The sequence below is a fragment of the Ruegeria sp. L11 genome, from assembly GCF_056531755.1.
The window spans coordinates 1-15,934 of record NZ_JBQFMI010000005.1 but is presented as its reverse complement, the minus strand read 5'-3'; the positions used below and the strand labels follow the sequence as shown (position 1 = coordinate 15,934).

13 protein-coding genes and 1 pseudogene are annotated in these 15,934 nt (G+C 55.2%); 6 read left to right on the top strand and 8 right to left on the bottom strand.

What is annotated here, in order from left to right; genetic code table 11:
* Window position 1 precedes the first annotated feature (1 nt).
* The 5 genes and pseudogenes from ACR0CE_RS11340 to ACR0CE_RS11320 form a co-directional block, all read left to right on the top strand.
* A complete protein-coding gene (locus ACR0CE_RS11340; protein ID WP_480832467.1) occupies window positions 2-1,252 on the top strand; it encodes an ABC transporter substrate-binding protein in 1,251 nt (416 codons plus the stop codon).
* A 78-nt stretch (window positions 1,253-1,330) separates the two neighbouring features.
* Window positions 1,331-2,248 (top strand): carbohydrate ABC transporter permease, encoded by a 918-nt coding sequence (locus ACR0CE_RS11335; protein ID WP_480832465.1) that lies wholly within the window; start codon window positions 1,331-1,333, stop codon window positions 2,246-2,248.
* Window positions 2,248-3,129 (top strand): carbohydrate ABC transporter permease, encoded by an 882-nt coding sequence (locus tag ACR0CE_RS11330; protein ID WP_480832463.1) that lies wholly within the window; start codon window positions 2,248-2,250, stop codon window positions 3,127-3,129. Before ACR0CE_RS11335 ends, ACR0CE_RS11330 begins: the two co-directional genes overlap by 1 nt.
* 3 nt (window positions 3,130-3,132) lie before the next feature.
* On the top strand, window positions 3,133-4,248 hold the full coding sequence (locus tag ACR0CE_RS11325) for an ABC transporter ATP-binding protein (protein WP_480832461.1): 1,116 nt from the start codon (window positions 3,133-3,135) through the stop codon (window positions 4,246-4,248).
* Between the two features lie 8 nt (window positions 4,249-4,256).
* Window positions 4,257-4,505, top strand: a pseudogene (locus ACR0CE_RS11320) (transposase); the annotation flags it as partial.
* A 309-nt stretch (window positions 4,506-4,814) separates the two neighbouring features.
* Here ACR0CE_RS11320 and ACR0CE_RS11315 read toward each other — a convergent pair.
* The 8 genes from ACR0CE_RS11315 to ACR0CE_RS11280 form a co-directional block, all read right to left on the bottom strand.
* Entirely contained in the window at window positions 4,815-6,236 is a 1,422-nt protein-coding gene (locus ACR0CE_RS11315; RefSeq protein WP_480832459.1) for an AMP-binding protein, read from the bottom strand.
* Window positions 6,229-6,885: a hypothetical protein gene (locus ACR0CE_RS11310; protein ID WP_480832457.1), complete on the bottom strand. Its 657-nt coding sequence runs from the start codon at window positions 6,883-6,885 to the stop codon at window positions 6,229-6,231. The genes ACR0CE_RS11315 and ACR0CE_RS11310 overlap by 8 nt, the downstream gene beginning before the upstream one ends.
* Window positions 6,886-7,070: 185 nt before the next feature.
* Window positions 7,071-8,402 (bottom strand): hypothetical protein, encoded by a 1,332-nt coding sequence (locus ACR0CE_RS11305; protein WP_480832455.1) that lies wholly within the window; start codon window positions 8,400-8,402, stop codon window positions 7,071-7,073.
* Window positions 8,399-9,499, bottom strand: coding sequence for a BtaA family protein (locus tag ACR0CE_RS11300; RefSeq protein ID WP_480832453.1), 1,101 nt, complete (start codon window positions 9,497-9,499; stop codon window positions 8,399-8,401). Before ACR0CE_RS11300 ends, ACR0CE_RS11305 begins: the two co-directional genes overlap by 4 nt.
* Window positions 9,489-11,948, bottom strand: coding sequence for a PEP/pyruvate-binding domain-containing protein (locus ACR0CE_RS11295; protein WP_480832451.1), 2,460 nt, complete (start codon window positions 11,946-11,948; stop codon window positions 9,489-9,491). Before ACR0CE_RS11295 ends, ACR0CE_RS11300 begins: the two co-directional genes overlap by 11 nt.
* Window positions 11,945-12,856: a UbiA family prenyltransferase gene (locus ACR0CE_RS11290; RefSeq protein ID WP_480832449.1), complete on the bottom strand. Its 912-nt coding sequence runs from the start codon at window positions 12,854-12,856 to the stop codon at window positions 11,945-11,947. Before ACR0CE_RS11290 ends, ACR0CE_RS11295 begins: the two co-directional genes overlap by 4 nt.
* Complete coding sequence (locus ACR0CE_RS11285) at window positions 12,853-14,091, bottom strand: hydroxymethylglutaryl-CoA reductase (RefSeq protein WP_480832447.1); 1,239 nt, start codon at window positions 14,089-14,091, stop codon at window positions 12,853-12,855. The genes ACR0CE_RS11290 and ACR0CE_RS11285 overlap by 4 nt, the downstream gene beginning before the upstream one ends.
* Window positions 14,092-14,666: 575 nt before the next feature.
* Window positions 14,667-14,942 (bottom strand): MarR family winged helix-turn-helix transcriptional regulator, encoded by a 276-nt coding sequence (locus ACR0CE_RS11280; protein ID WP_480832445.1) that lies wholly within the window; start codon window positions 14,940-14,942, stop codon window positions 14,667-14,669.
* A 181-nt stretch (window positions 14,943-15,123) separates the two neighbouring features.
* Between ACR0CE_RS11280 and ACR0CE_RS11275 the strand changes: the two genes are divergently transcribed.
* A partial coding sequence (locus tag ACR0CE_RS11275) for a hypothetical protein (protein ID WP_480832443.1) occupies window positions 15,124-15,934 on the top strand: 811 nt, incomplete at its 3' end.

Below are 15,934 nucleotides of genomic sequence, written 5' to 3'. Positions count from 1 at the left end.
CATGAACAAGATTGCCAAGATACTGCACTTTACGACGGCAGTTGCTGCCCTATCCGTGACAGCTGCTCAGGCCGAAGATGTGGAAGTTCTGCACTGGTGGACATCAGGCGGCGAAGCTGCGGCGCTGAACGTGCTCAAACAGGATCTGGAAAGCCAGGGCATCGGTTGGCAGGATATGCCCGTTGCCGGTGGCGGTGGAACCGAGGCCATGACTGTATTGCGTGCCCGCGTCACTGCAGGTGATCCGCCCACGGCAGTTCAGGCGCTGGGTTTTGACATACTGGACTGGGGAAATCAGGGGGCGCTTGCCAATCTGAATGAACTTGCCGCCCAGGAAGAATGGGATGAAGTTGTTCCCGAAGCGCTGCAATTCTTTGCCAAAGTCGATGGCAAGTGGATTTCAGCACCTGTCAATGTGCATTCAACAAACTGGGTCTGGGCCAACAAGCCCGTGCTTGATGCCAATGGTATTGCAGTGCCCGAATCCTGGGAAGATTTCGTAGCGGCGGTTGAAACTCTGAAGGCAGCAGGTATTACGCCAATCGCGCATGGCGGTCAGGCTTGGCAGGACGCAACAGTGTTCGATGCGGTAGCCATGTCAACGGGTGGGCCAGATTTCTACAAAGCCGCCTTCATTGATCTCGATGAAGAGGCTCTGGGTTCGGAGACCATGAAAGAGGCATTCGACCGGATGGCGTTCATTCGCGAAAATGTCGATGACAACTTCTCGGGCCGCGATTGGAACCTGGCGACGGCGATGGTCATCAATGGCGAAGCCGGCTTTCAGATGATGGGCGACTGGGCGAAGGGCGAGTTCCTGAATGCAGGCAAGGTTCCGGGCAAGGATTTCCTGTGCTTCCGCTTCCCCGGCACGCAGGATCAGGTCACTTTCAATGCAGACCAGTTCATGATGTTTGATCAGGGCGGCACCGTTTCGGCAGAACAGGCCGCTTTGGCCAGCGCCATCCTGTCACCATCCTTCCAGATCGCCTTCAACAAGGTGAAAGGGTCAGTCCCGGCCCGCACCGACGTAGATGGAAGCGAATTGGATGCCTGCGGCCAGCAGGGTATGAAAGACCTTGCAGCAGCGGCATCCTCGGGCAACCTGTTCGGCTCGATGGCGCATGGTCATGCTGCTCCGGCTTCGGTAAAGAATGCGGTTTATGATGTGGTCACCGCGCATTTCAACGGCGAGTATGACAGTGAAACCGCTGTTCAGGAACTGGTCGACGCGGTTTCCATCGCAAAGTGATCCATTTGCGTGGGGCGGTTCCCAGTGATCGCCCCGCACGACTTTTAACTCACGTAACCCGTCCTCAGGAGAGTTGCCATGGCCACGGTTGCTGAGGCAGATTTCAAGACCCGTCTGCAAAACTGGATTCCCAAGCTCGTCCTGTCACCGTCCCTGGCGATGGTCCTGATTTTTGTCTACGGGTTCATTCTGTTCACGATCTACGTATCGTTTACCGACAGCCGCATCTTGCCGTTCGTCGACAAGAACGGGCAGCGGACATTCGACCTGATCGGGCTGTCGAACTACGAAAAACTGTTCAAGCTTTCCCACTGGGAGATCGCATTGACCAACATGGCCGTCTTTGCCGGTCTGTATATCGTAGTCTGCACAATTATTGGCCTGACACTGGCCATTTTGCTGGACCAGAAAATCCGCGGCGAGGGATTTTTGCGCCCGCTCTATCTCTACCCAATGGCGCTGAGTTTCATTGTAACCGGCACCGCCTGGAAATGGTTTCTGGATCCGGGCATCGGACTGGAAAACATCGTGCAGTCTTGGGGATGGCAGAGCTTCGAGTTCGACTGGATCAAGAACCGGGACTTCGCAATCTATACGGTCGTTCTGGCGGCCGTCTGGCAAACCTCCGGGTTTGTTATGGCAATGTTTCTGGCCGGTTTGCGCGGCATCGACAACGAAATCCTCAAGGCTGCTCAGATGGACGGCGCATCGAACTGGAACCTGTATCGCCGTATCATTATCCCGCAACTGCGACCTGCATTCCTGTCGGCCTTCGTGATCCTTGCGCATCTGGCAATCAAAACCTTCGATCTTGTCATCGCGATGACCGGAGGTGGCCCCGGCAGGGCCACGGAATTGCCTGCGACTTTCATGTATTCCTACACGTTCAGCCGAAATCAGATGGGTATCGGTGCATCCTCAGCCGTCATTATGCTGATGACGATTGCCGCAATCATGATCCCTTATCTCTATGCTGAGCTGAAGGAGAAGAAGTGATGGCCGTCGCAAGCTCTGACACCGCTGTCCGAACAGGCCGATACACTCGCACGCTGATCTACGTCGTGCTGATCCTGTTCGTCTTGTTCTACATGCTTCCGCTTTATGTCATGCTGGTGAATTCAGTTAAACCACTGTCCGAAATCACCGGCGGAGGGATGATGTCCCTTCCAAACGCCTTCACGCTGGAACCCTGGGTAAAGGCGTGGTCCACCGCGCAGGTCGGGGTTGAGCCGACGGGTCTCAGACCCTATTTCTGGAACTCAATTTCGATGGTCGTCCCGGCCGTTGCAATTTCAACGGTACTGGGGGCGCTGAATGGATACATTCTGACCAAATGGAGGTTCCGTGGCGACACGATCCTGTTTGGGTTGATGCTGTTTTCCTGCTTCATCCCGTTCCAGATCGTCCTGATCCCTATGGCTGCGATCCTCGGCGTTCTTGGCCTGTCCGGCAAGACCGCCGGACTGGTTCTGGTCCATGTGGTTTATGGCGTCGGTTTTTCGACCCTGTACTTCCGGAACTACTACGCGGCGTTCCCGACCGAATTGGTTCGGGCCGCTCAAATCGATGGTGCAGGATTCTTTCAGATCTTCTGGCGCATCCTTCTGCCATCCTCGGGCCCGATTATCGTGGTTTGCGTGATCTGGCAGTTCACCAACATCTGGAACGACTTCCTGTTTGGTGCCTCCTTCGCCTCGGGCGATGGCGCCCCGATGACAGTCGCCCTGAACAACCTTGTGCAAAGCTCGACCGGCGTGAAGGAATACAACGTCCATTTTGCCGGCGCGATCCTAGCTGCAATGCCAACCCTGCTCGTCTACATCGTTGCCGGACGCTATTTCGTGCGCGGCTTGATGGCGGGCTCTGTTAAGGGGTAACCGATGGGTTTTCTCGATATCGACAACGTCACCAAGTCCTACGGCTCTGTCGAGGTTCTGCATAAAGTAAATATTGCAGTGGAAGAAGGCGAGTTTCTGGTGCTTGTTGGGCCCTCTGGTTGCGGAAAATCCACACTGTTGAACATGATTGCAGGCCTAGAGGACATCACGTCGGGCGAAATCCGGATCAAGGATGCCCGCATGAACGGGGTACACCCGTCCAATCGCAATATCGCGATGGTATTCCAGTCCTACGCCCTCTATCCGAACATGACTGTCGGCCAGAACATTACCTTTGGTCTGGAAATGCATGGTGTTCCCAAGCCCGAACGTGAAAAGGCGATGGCGGATGTCGCCAAGTTGCTGCAGATCGAACAACTGCTTGACCGAAAACCGGGCCAGTTGTCGGGCGGTCAGCGTCAGCGGGTTGCCATGGGTCGGGCGCTGGTGCGCAACCCCGACGTTTTTCTGTTCGACGAGCCCTTGTCTAATCTCGACGCCAAGCTGCGGGTCGATATGCGCACCGAAATCAAGAAGCTGCACCAGAACCTTGGCACCACCATAGTCTACGTAACCCATGACCAGATCGAGGCAATGACACTTTCGACCCGGATTGCCGTGATGAATGGCGGATATGTACAGCAACTGGGCACACCGAAAGAGATTTACGATACTCCGGCAAACCTGTTCGTCGCTACATTCATGGGCTCACCGTCAATGAACCTGATCAAGGCATCCGTACGGGTCGAAGGGGTCTCGGTCTATGCAGTTACATTTGATGATCGCGGCGACGAAGTGCGACTCGCCCTTTGCGCGCCTTCGGGCGCGATAAAGACATACGAAGGTAAAGATGTGATATTGGGCATCCGCCCCGAAGCGCTTACCGATGTGGAAGGCGCTGATCACCGGTCAACGCACATTGTGTCGATCCGAAACACGGTGACTGTGACAGAACCCGCAGGCTCGGACACATTTGTGGCCACAACGATCGGAGGCGCCGAATGCGTCGCCCGCATGCGCGCGGATGCAGAGGTTACGCCCGGCCAACAGGCCGAGTTTGCTTTCAATATGGAAAAGGCCGTCGTGTTCGACCCGGTTTCCGAAAACAGAATCCCGTAGATGCTCATGACACCAAGCTAAATGCCATTTGTGATAGCAAAGATCGCCCGCTCAACCGGTTCGTTACCGGCGGGCAAGTCAGCGATTACATCCGTGCTCGGTCTCTGCTCAGCAGCATACCGAATGTGGGCTGATTGTTCGGCGATCATGGCCATGGTTCCGACTGGCTCCGAGACGCCTTGAAAGACAAGGAGATACACGCCTGCATCCCCCACAGAAAGCAGCGCGAGACACCGGTCAAGTACGACAATCGCAGATCATCGGCATAGATGCCGCGATTGACTTGACGTTCATTGTCTGCCGGACATTCATGGGTTGCGGCACTCGAACAGTGATGAGGGCCACGCGCGGCTTGTTAGTCTGGCAAATTCGATGCACGCGTTTGTTTGTTTCAAGGCGGCTAGAGGATACCTGGCCGTCTTAGAAAACTAACGAAGAGATACGAGGTGTGTCCGCGGGTTACGAAATTTCGAAGCCGCCTGGCTTTCCCGCCGTTCAGCGACCAGACACAAAACTATGCTCGATCGTTATCTTCCGTCGGTATACTTAAGAATAAATAGTGTAGACTAGAAGCCCAACAAATGGATGAGTTTTTCCCGGTCAACTTTGGATCTGTGACGTTTGTCCATTGGCATTTTTCGCACATGGATCACTTTGGAAACACCAAATTCCTGGGCCAAATTTTCCCAGTTTGATAGCTGATACACATCACCTTCAATGCATAAAGCGGAACTGCCGTTGTAGTTCATGAGCGCGCTGTTCGTCACGCTCGGCCATTGCCGGGCAGCTATTTCGATTGCAAAAGGAAAGATGCGGCCAGACGAAGTTGTCACCTCGCTCCCCAGTCTACCTAACAGCCACAAACGACCCAGGTCATCCAACTGACCAGCATCGCCGGTTCGATGCCAGATCGTGGCGCCATCTTTGATTTTGTTCTCTTTGGAGTGTGCTGGATCTAGATAGCCATCATTTACATGATCACCCGCCACCTGAACTTCGTCCTCCCAAATTCGAAGTTTGATTTGCGAAACCGGATGCCCGACAAGAAGTCCCTTACCCGCTGCCATTTCGCGTTGGTCGCTTTCGGAGATGTCACGCGCGTCAAGATGCGCAATCGGTTCAGCTTCGGTTGACCCATAGACGCAGACCACGTCCAGACCGGTATTGGTGAGAAGCCTTTCAATCAGGTCAGGGAACACCGGGCCGCCACCGGTGAAAACTGTATGCAGTCGGTCCGTATCGCTACACTGAGCAAGCTTTTCGCACAAAGACGGGGGGATCAGAAGCCGCGTAACTTGCTGCATTGACATCCAGCCCGCCAACTGCTTGGGCGATAGTCGATCCAGATTTCTCATCTTCCAGTTCGGAAGAACGGTCGTGCGCCCAGCCGCAAGGTTTATCAGGGTGAACACCGGGAACGCTACCAGATCCCGCTCTGCTTCATTACTGTCAAGAAGCGGTGCGATGGCATCATGTTGTGCCATCAAAAACGCATGGCTGCGGGGGATGGCCTTGGGCTGACCTGTTGTTCCGGACGTAAAGGAAATGAGCGCCGTGTCACTGTCCTTGACAGCCGCTTTCCTCAGGTCGCCCTTGGCATTGCCTGGTAGCAAAAGCCGCAGCTTCCAAAGTTCGGGCACAACAAACCTGAGCAGCGCAAAGAAACCTGATGCGCAAATGGCCTTGGGTCGGGTCGTTCTCGCTGCGTGACGCAACCCCGCTAGCCCCATCGCTGGTTCAGGCAATACCACCGTTGCACCCAACGACCACAAGGCCGCAAGACTTGCGTAGAGATCAGCATTGACTGGCATCGCCAACAGAACGCGATCGCCATGGTCAATTCCCTTTCGGCTCCACTTTCTGGCAAATTGCTGCGCACGTTTCTGAAGCTCACCAAAGGTGACCTCGCGACCGTTGCTTTCGACGATGGCCGTTCGGTTTGGATATCGGTCGACGGCAACGGCAAAATGGTCCAACAGATTAACCATTCAGGCGCAACCCCAACAGGCTGTACCGCCGGAAAACCTCAGCCCCTTCGACAACACTGCGGTCGGCGGATTGATTGTCATCATGGATCAACGCATGGATGGCTGTTTTATAACCGAGATTTAGGGCTGACCTATGGAAATGACTGGCCAAATGACGGCCTGCGCCGCGCTCAAGGCTTGCATAGGTCTTCAGGATGGCCGCAGTTGGATTTGGGCCTTCTGCATAGTTGGGGATTCCAAACAGAAAACCTGCCAACGAGCCGTCCGGACGACGAGCAAAAAAGATAAGTTCGCGCTTCAACATCGGAATGACGGGCAAGTACATTGCAAGAAAATCATTCTCAGATATGGGTTTATAGAAGGCGTTTTTGGAAAAAGCCTCAACTGACAGTTGGTACACTTGCCGGAACAATCCTTCAGGGTTGGTTCCGTCCCAGGGTTCGACATCAAACGAGTCGGCTGCCGCAAGAGGCAACTTGGACGTTTGTGCCAACGACACGCGCGCCGAGAAATACTTGCTGATGGTCGTAAATCCTGCCGCCCGAAACACATCGGGCTCATGTGGCTTGTTCGTCGGCTCCATTAAAAAAGGCGCTGAACCGTCGCTATCGGATACGAACCGATAGCTATGCCATGTGTCGCCAGACATAGGCCCAATGATCCGATCAATCCCGGCCCGCCGGACACACGCAACGGCCGTTTTCAAAGCCTCCAAACCGGCCTCTGGGGTCTGGCAAGAAAAGTCGCCGATTGTTGCAGCGGGAACATCGTCCCAATCGGGGCCTTGCAGATAAACAGACAGTTTGGCGCCATCGGTCTGAATGGTTTCTTTCGTCATGATACAACTCCTGAGACCATCCCACCTCCAACGGCCCCTGCTATGGACCAGATGTAATAGGCAAGCGGTGGAAACAGTGCCAACAGCGTGAGCCTGAAAACACGATTCTTTTGGAGCAAATGTGGAAGCAACAGGGGCACAATCGCCATTGTTGCGAGTGATACAAGTGCGAGTGCAGTCAGAGGCTCGGCCCAATTTGATTGGTCAGAGTTCAGGGAAACCACCCAGGACCGGATGAAGAACAGGAGGGCGGCAGCAAACGGTATCGCTATTGGCGTGGTGCGCAACGCCACTGCAATAAGCCCCATGGCCAACCCCATCGCACTCAGCCCAAAAAAGGATATCGCATCCCATCCCGCAGCATTCCCCGCCGCGAGCCAACCGAAGCCCAACAGGCCCAGGGCGGCAACAATATCCAGATCGGGGTACTTACTGTCACACGGAGAGGCGGTGCGCGCCCAGCCGTGTGCCGCCAGAACCATGATCGGCAGTACTGTATTCTGGAGTTTCGCAGCTGCCAGTAACAGAAAGACCGCAACAACATAAACGCGGGTCGTATGTTTGGTCAGGCCCAGCTTGGTTCCCACCACGCCGAAACTGGCAAGGGAGGCAAGAAACAAAACGGCCAACAACGACAATTCTGCCAAAGAGCTATGATAGTGACTTTTCAGAAAAATCAGCAAACCAAGCGGCAGGAACAGGTTGTCAAACCCTCGCCAGCTTTGCGCCTCGACCAATGTGCCAAAGGCCGCAACCATAAGGCACAGCATCATGATGTTCGAGGGTGGTAGTTTCGACAAGAACAGGAAACAGATGATCGCAACCAATAGCGTTACGACAAAAAACACCACTGACCCTTCTAGGCTCTTGTCGCCGTCTTCAACCACGTAGCGTTTGGTTCCATATGTCGTGCCGGCAAGCGCAGCAGCAGCATCCGCCAGCGTCAAAACGGCGATCGGAAGCACGTAATACAGAGTGTTTGCCCCTGCCAGCAGAAAGCAAAACCCAACGGATAACGCCAACAGGAAATCACCGTATGAGGTGCGTTCGACGCTGTGCAGCGCTGCTCCCAGACCTTTTGAGAAACGTGGCAAACGCAAGATCAACATGACAATCATCGTTACCGCGATCAGCATGTAGACCGGCCAGCGATCCGGGAAAATCCAAGGCAGAACCAGGGTAAAAAGCCCGGTTCCAACATGCATCAGTTTACGTTGCACTTCTGCGTTCAAGCCGACCTTTTGCGCCAACCGACGGACAACTGCCATTAATCCCAACAGGGCGAGAACAGACGTCAAGGCCAGCAGGATCTGTACCAGAACACTCACACAAGCACCTCTTCCACGACAAAGTCCGAGTAGAAAAAGGCCATGTCTCGCGCCTTCAGTCGGTCCTCGATCGCGTGATGTGTTTCTATTTTTTCCTTGTGTACGACCGGCACGCGGCGGGGTGCCATCATGTTCCAATACACAAGGCGGGCCTTGGGCGCGGAAGCGGACAGGATAGACCCGTAAACCTGTTCAAACACTTCGGGCGACATATATTCGAAGATATCCGACAGGTTGAAACCATTGGCTTTTTCACCGGTCGAAACGAAGGCCTCCAACGACCCCGGACGGATATCCAGGCGGTCCAGGCGGGCGCGGATCGTATCAAAATGCTCGGGCCTCCAGGCCATTGGGAGTGCATCGCAATGCGTGCCCTTCAGAATCCAGTGCAAATATGGATTTCGCGATGGGTCGGTATCAACACCTGCGTGGCGAATTCGACGAGCTACATGCTGAGCGGGGCTGCCCTCGACGTGATCAAAGAATGCCTTGTCACGACCCATACGCCCCATCACAAAACGCGAGAAAAACACATTCAGCAACAGCCGCCATCTAAAGGTATCAAAGCGTGTGTCAAAGAAAACTTCGCGCGCTTCGGGTGTTCGGGGCGTAAAGACGTCATCAATCGTGCGTCGGGAATGAACAATCGGCAAAAGCCGGGTGCGGAAGATGCGGAAATACCGCTCAAACTTGCCGACCCCGCCGATCCCGAAACGTTCCACGTCGGGGACCAGGCTGGTCCAGAAGGCGCGTGTTTCAGGGTCGGTTTCCCGCAGGGCCTGCGACAGCAACTCCTTGCGTCTGTTGCTTGGTCGCGATCCGGTCAGTTCCAGAAACTCGGGATGTGTCAGCGACCGGAAAGCGCCGATCCTTAGCTTCAGGCAGGCAATCTGTGCCGGTGACAGATCAACTACCACAACTTTCGACGGGTCCAGCGTCAGCATGGCCAGTGCATTATCACCGGCCGAACATATGGAAACCAGCGTGCCGCCTGCGCAATCTCCCAGCGCCTCGGTCAGAACGTCTGCATCTTCCCATAGCTGCGCGTACCGGATGTGACCGAAATCTGCTTTGCCTTCGATTTCACTATACCCCATCGCACCGTTCCACTTTGCCACTTGCTCCGTCGACCGACAGGGTTTCACCATCCTTGATCCATTGCGTAGCACCCTTCAGACCCACTACACAGGGGATGCCCAACTCGCGCGCCACGATGGCAGAATGCGACAATAGTGATCCCCGCTCCACCACAATGGCCGATGCATTCGAGAACACCGCAATCCAGCCCGGATCAGTGTGGCGCGCCACAAGGATATCGCCAGGTTGCAGCGCCTCGGTCCGCGGATCACGGATCACACGGGCCTTTGCGATTACCTGCCCGGCTGAACAGCCGGTGCCGGTTTTCACACGCTCCGGATCGCTGTCCACCTCTTCAGTATCCGCCCATATCGGAGCAATAGCGGGTCCTCGGATTTCTATACGTTCGGGCGGGTCCGCGCGTTGGGATGCAGCAGCATCTTCGCGTTGGCGTTGCGCTACTATGGTTTTCAGATCAGGCGAAAGACTGAACCCTTCGACGGCGCCCAGGACTTCATATGTTGTCAGATGAAAGACGTCGCGGGGATATGAAAGCAGCCCTCTTGCCGCAAACTCTCGCCCGATGCCCAGAAAAACACGCCGGGCGTGACCGAATATCCGGGTGCGTTCAAAGCGCAGATTCTCTCGATCGCGTACCCGGGCCTTGGCCCACCCTACGATCCATTTTGAAATGTGGCGTTTCAACGGATTAGCTGGAAACAGGGACTTCCAGTCCGGCTCTGTGCCGATGTGCCGCTTACCCTCGGGGCGGGCGGCACTTGCTGCGATGGCCATTAGCAGACTGGTGGGATCATCGCGCAGTGGAATACTCTCCAGCTTCAGCTCCTCAGTACACCTGTCCCCGAATTTACTCAGATATGACTGAACCTCGGCCCTGATTTGAGGATAAGATGCAAGGGTTTCCAACCGGCATTCCGCGCTCAGCTGATCAGTAATCTCAGCCTCGCGGACCAAGTGAGCCATGTGGGTAATACGCTGCGCCGGTTCGGCTGAGACGATATCACCCTGGCCAATCATGACATCGTTATGCAGCATCAGCCCGTCCTCACCCAACCATTTGTGCAGCAGGTTGCGCGATGCGCCAAAGGCGATCATGCACAGGAAATCATTTACAAGCGGCGCGTCCCAGCGATCCAGCAGGGTACTTTCGATATGACGATACTCGGCGGCCAGTTCGGTCGCATTCGCAACTTCTATGTCCAGATCACGATCCAGAATTTCGTTCAGCCTGGCATAGAAGTTGCGCCGGGTGCGCGGCAAACGCACGGCCTGCCAGATCAGGCTGCCCGCAACCGCAGCCAGTTTGGCATACTCCAATACCTTGCGCGCGCCTTTAGCAGGAGCAGGCCCAATCCCATCTGTAATCTCACGCGGCATGGGTTCTGACACACCCATCATTGTTTCCATGTAGTCGCGGTTCAGCGAGAACCCCGGAAGCAGCGCCAACGCACGGTACCAGTTGACCAGATTGTAATAGACACGCCCATCAATGCGCCCAAGGAAATTGTCGAAGATGGCCGAGTTCCGCGCGACGGCTCTATCCGAAACGCCCAGAAGCCGCACGAAGGCGCGATAGACCCGAGAGTAGACATGCACGGCAAAGGAATAAGTCAGCGGACTGACCATGCCCGGATAGCTTTCGACAATGTTCGAGTTGTCAAAGATGGTAAGCGCATTATCCGGTATCGCCACTGGACGCAGTTCGGTCGTAATCGGCCGTGCCTGAAGAATGTGCAACCCATCCGCATCGAATGCCCATTCGATGTCTTGCGGGCACCCAAAAGCCTCTTCCGCTTTGCGCGCCAGCATTGCGACCTGAAGCGCCTGGTCCCGTGTCAAAACCTGGGGCGTGTCTTGCGCGCATTCAGGCTGTCTGGCTTGTTCGATGGTCCAGTCCTCGCCATCAACCTCACCTGCGACCAGGGCATCGCCCAGGCCTTTGACGGCAGACACGACTACAGTGTTTCGTCGCCCGGTTACCGGATCGGCCGAGAAAGCGACACCGGCGGTCGTCGCATCAATCATGCGCTGTACGATGATTGCAGGGGCTTCTGCCTCACCCCCGGATTTGACCGAGCGATAGGTGGCGACAGAATCCGTAAATCCCGATTGCCAAACCCGTTTCGCCGCCAGCAATACCTTGCTAGCATCGACATTCAAGACCGTATCGAACTGCCCTGCATGACTGTGCTCCGCACCATCTTCGGCCCGACCGGAACTGCGCACCGCATATGGCCCCGGACCCAATGCATCCAATGCAACGCCAAGTGCATCACTCAGCCCGCGCACCGCGACTGGTCCAGTCTTGCCTTGTCGGAAAGCGGTATCGCTGATGACAAAAAACGCAGGCGGATTGAATCCGTGGCAGACAAGGCTCGATAACGCAGCGGCTTTACCTCCGACCACGGTCGGGTCAGTTGCATCGGATTGATTGACGATAAAGGTCATCTGAAGCCTCCAACCAGAAACGGTAAAAAGCCCGCTGTGGCGTAACAGAAGAACACCCAAAGTCCCGCGACTGTGTCCATCCTGCCTTGTGCCTTGGGTGTTGGTGCTTTTACGTAACTGCCTGCCGCAAGGCCACAAAACACAAACGCAGCGGACCCGAGCACGACGGTTAACCAACCAACGCCGGTCGCAAACCCAGTACCCACCAACAACAGAAACGACAGCGCAACACTGCACAGCCAAACGATGGCGGCACAGCGATATCCCCAAAGGTCCGAATAGGTGTCTACCCCGTCAATTTCGTTTTCAGGCGACCATAGCTTGCGTCCGATTTCAAGAACGCAACCGTTCACGAAAGATAAGGCCAGAAACAACCATAGCTTCGATGCGGCACCACCGACTGGAAGCCATTCTATACTGGTGAGCAGCAAATCGATCAGGGGCATAATCGCCATGTGGCTGAACAGATAGAGGACCGGCCGCGCCTTTAACCAGACTGGCGCCCCGAATTCGGCTGTCATTGCCGTCAGCCAAAGCCAAACCATAAAAAGGCACCACAGAACCGGGGGGTACCACAACCATGCAGCGGCGACAGTCACCGGTAATGTCAGCAAGCCAAGTACCAGCACCTCAGCCTGTGACACTAACCCTCTTGGAATGGGGCGCTCGGGCCGGTAACGACGGTCGTCCTCGGCATCCTTGAATTCGTCGCAAACGCGCATCTGAAAAAACAGCATCATCGCCAGGATGAAGCCGACGGCGAAGGCGGGCCATTCGGGCAAGGAGCGATCGGCAAGCCGAGCCGAGACACAGATGCTTGCCGCAGAAAATACCAGCAAGAGCGGAACGGTCTTCTTTATCGGAAAGCGTTCGGACTGATAAATCCACAATCGAGCCAGCAAAGTCATCGTTGGCGGGCCAGACTCTCATGGGCGCGCGTGAAATGCCCGGCAGCGATAGCAGCAACAATCGATATCTCTCCGCACAGACAGATAGCGGCAGCTACTTCGGCCAGCGCCTTGCCATGACCCGAGCCCTTCAGTCCCAGAATGTTCAGCGCCGCAGTCTGGCTGGGCAATCCGGTCCCCCCACCCACGGAACCGACAAGGATATTTGGGAGCGTCACCGAGCAGAAAAGATCATCCCCTCTGGGCTCCATCCGCGTCACTCCCATCGCGCTTTCAGCGACACAGGCCGCGTCTTGCCCGGTCGCGATGTAAAAAGCCGCAAGCCCATTGGCATAGTGGGCCTGAGCCCCAAACTGACCCGATATATGTGATCCAAGATTGGCGACCCGGCCATAGGCCAACATGGCATCTACCGTGGTGCCAAGCGTCTTTTCCACGACGTCCGCAGGCAAGGTTACCGACGCGCTTACCTTGCGGCCGCGACCCGTCACCAACCCAAGCGCCGAGGCTTTCTTGTCGCCCGAAAAATTCCCTTCGATATACCAGTTTTCAATTGGCACTGGGCAACCGCTTTCAATTGCACGGCACAGCGCATCCGTTGCAATGGTTACCATGTTCTGACCCGCCGCATCGCCTGTGGTGTAACGGCAAATCAGAAAAACGACATTTGTGTCTATGAAGGGCTCCAACGAGACAAGTTTGCCATGCCGGGTTGTGGCTTCAGCCGCTTTCTGGAGATCATCGACATTGCTGACCACCCAATCCACGAACTGGCCGGCCTGCAAAAGGCTTTCGAACACAAAGGCTGGCGTTCGCAATACACCTTCATACAAGACAGCCGTACTGACCCCACCAGACCGACCAACGGCAAAGGCTCCCCGCGCGTAAGAGGCAACAAGAGCAGCCTCAGTCGTCGCCAGAGGGACAAAAAAATCCCCGTTGGCGTTCATACCGTTCAAACGCAATGGTCCAACGATGCCAACTGGAACTTTCACAGTTCCAATGAAGTTCTCAATATTGGCGCTATAGGTTTCCGAATCCTCGACTGTTGCAGAATCCGCAATCAGTGCTTGATCTGCGTCGCTTGCTGTAGGCTTTAAATGATCCCAGAACCGCGCAATCGTCTTACTGTCAGCCTTGCGAGAGGGGCGCAAAGACGAAAACCCGTCGTCGCTTGGGGCCAACTGCTTTGGCGTGCGGTCAACATCATATCGCGCATTAATTCGCCGCAGCATCTCCCGGACATGAAATGGAATGATCAAAAGGCAGCTCCGATAAACGCTGTACAAAACGACTGCAGATTTAATTCTGCACTGGCAGCACCCTAACAAGAAAGCAAACGATATCCAGCGAATACATTCTGTTGGAGGTTGTGAGTGACTCTACCCTTTTAAGGCGATCCGCCCTCAAAGCTGGGAAACCGAGGATCAGATGGGGCTTCAAGCGGAACAAACCTGAGGAGGTTCCACTAAGTTATGGCAGGTTGGGATGCCATACGGTCGAGGAATGCAGCATGTTATTGCCACCTGCCAAACCAACCGAATTGTGCGTTTCCGCAACCATTGGATGTTTCGCCGCATCGTAACAAACTGCAAACACCGCTGGAGGGGCGGAATGTGAAGCGATCTCTGGTTGAGTGGTCCGTCCGCCCACAGTCTACCGGTCAAGTCACCTAACACCACCTGAAGCGGCCTTTACCCGCCACATTGATTTTGTTCGCCTAGTCCGATTTTCAGACCGGCTGCGTTTTCGGCTGCCCATCCGAGCCCCGCCCAAGAACAACTTGCCAAAGCCAGGCTGAGGCCTTGCATCAACCCTGCTCAAGCAAGGTGAAGTTTTCTGCAGGCATATCTCCAATTGCCTGAGCAACAGCGTTTGTCTGACGTACGAACTCGCCCCCTTCCGTGGTGAGTTCATAGGAAATCGACCACTGATCCTGTTCTTTGCGATGCTCTTCTACATAGCCTTTGCGCGCCAAAGCTTTGAGCGTCTGTGACATCGTTCCACGGGTTGTTCCTATGTATTCTGCAACATGCGACGGCGAGCGCGAAAACACGTTCGCCTCAGCGAGGTATTCGAGCGTCATTCTCTGAGTCGGGTTCAAATCCCGGCCCATCCTTCGGAAGCATCAAATCGCGTCAGACGGTTGATCAGTGTGCGTATGCGATGACCTGTGTTCACGATATTTTTAGTAGCGACTCGAAATTATAGTTGCAATGCGCCGCTCTCTATAGTAGCGACTCGCTACCATTTGATTGGAGGCACTCATGAAACTTTCAACGCTAACTTCCACTCTGGCCTTGTTCATCGGCGGCACAGCTCTTGCTGATGAAAACCATGCCATTCATAAGGATGGCGCCATCCTATCTTCGGCAGACGTCAGTAAAGTTGCGGACTTTGACATTCTAACCGCGCACGCGCATCGCAACGGAAACACAGTCACTTTCCATATGACAACGAATGGTGCCGCTGGCGCCTCGGTCCCGGCGGCAACCGGAGAGGTTGGCGGGTCAGACGTGTGGTCATATGTCTGGCCTACTTCTTTGGACCCTTCAGCCGTTGGGTTCGAAGGCGGCACAGGCATCCTTGCAATGGCCGCAACCAGTCATCCCGATTTTGATGACACACCTCTTTTTGACGAAAACGGCGACGGCAATCCGTCAAATGACGGCATCGAATGGCACAGCCACTGGGTTGTGTTGACCCCGACTGAAGCTTGCGGACCCGACGCACTTGCTGTGCGTGACATCCCCGAGGGTTCCTCGCCCAAGCTACCTGCGACATGGCCTGGGTTTCCGATCTTTCTGGACAGCCCTGGATTTACACCTTTGTTCGACGGCCCTGAAATCTCGGTGAACGCCGGCTTCGCCAGCGAAGTCGAACTGGAAGGTGTCGCTTACGATGGCGTCACTTCGGCCTTGCGTGTGAACGCTAATATTCATGCACCATTGCTGTGTGTCACAGATGTCTTCGACGTCGCATCAGGGTGTCAATCGGCATTGAACTTTAACCCCCTATCGGCATCCAACTTTGACCCCTTTTGTGATGAGCAGGCCCGGCGCTGCGTAGTCTCCATTT

Bases quoted from the DNA above. Each gene is read 5' to 3' on its own strand.
- ACR0CE_RS11285 (WP_480832447.1), bottom strand. From the start codon at position 14,091: ATGCTGCGGCGAATTAATGCGCGATATGATGTTGACCGCACGCCAAAG.
- ACR0CE_RS11295 (WP_480832451.1), bottom strand. From the start codon at position 11,948: ATGACCTTTATCGTCAATCAATCCGATGCAACTGACCCGACCGTGGTC.
- ACR0CE_RS11335 (WP_480832465.1), top strand. From the start codon at position 1,331: ATGGCCACGGTTGCTGAGGCAGATTTCAAGACCCGTCTGCAAAACTGG.
- ACR0CE_RS11310 (WP_480832457.1), bottom strand. From the start codon at position 6,885: ATGTCTGGCGACACATGGCATAGCTATCGGTTCGTATCCGATAGCGAC.
- ACR0CE_RS11325 (WP_480832461.1), top strand. From the start codon at position 3,133: ATGGGTTTTCTCGATATCGACAACGTCACCAAGTCCTACGGCTCTGTC.
- ACR0CE_RS11330 (WP_480832463.1), top strand. From the start codon at position 2,248: ATGGCCGTCGCAAGCTCTGACACCGCTGTCCGAACAGGCCGATACACT.
- ACR0CE_RS11315 (WP_480832459.1), bottom strand. From the start codon at position 6,236: ATGGTTAATCTGTTGGACCATTTTGCCGTTGCCGTCGACCGATATCCA.
- ACR0CE_RS11290 (WP_480832449.1), bottom strand. From the start codon at position 12,856: ATGACTTTGCTGGCTCGATTGTGGATTTATCAGTCCGAACGCTTTCCG.
- ACR0CE_RS11300 (WP_480832453.1), bottom strand. From the start codon at position 9,499: ATGGGGTATAGTGAAATCGAAGGCAAAGCAGATTTCGGTCACATCCGG.
- ACR0CE_RS11340 (WP_480832467.1), top strand. From the start codon at position 2: ATGAACAAGATTGCCAAGATACTGCACTTTACGACGGCAGTTGCTGCC.
- ACR0CE_RS11280 (WP_480832445.1), bottom strand. From the start codon at position 14,942: ATGACGCTCGAATACCTCGCTGAGGCGAACGTGTTTTCGCGCTCGCCG.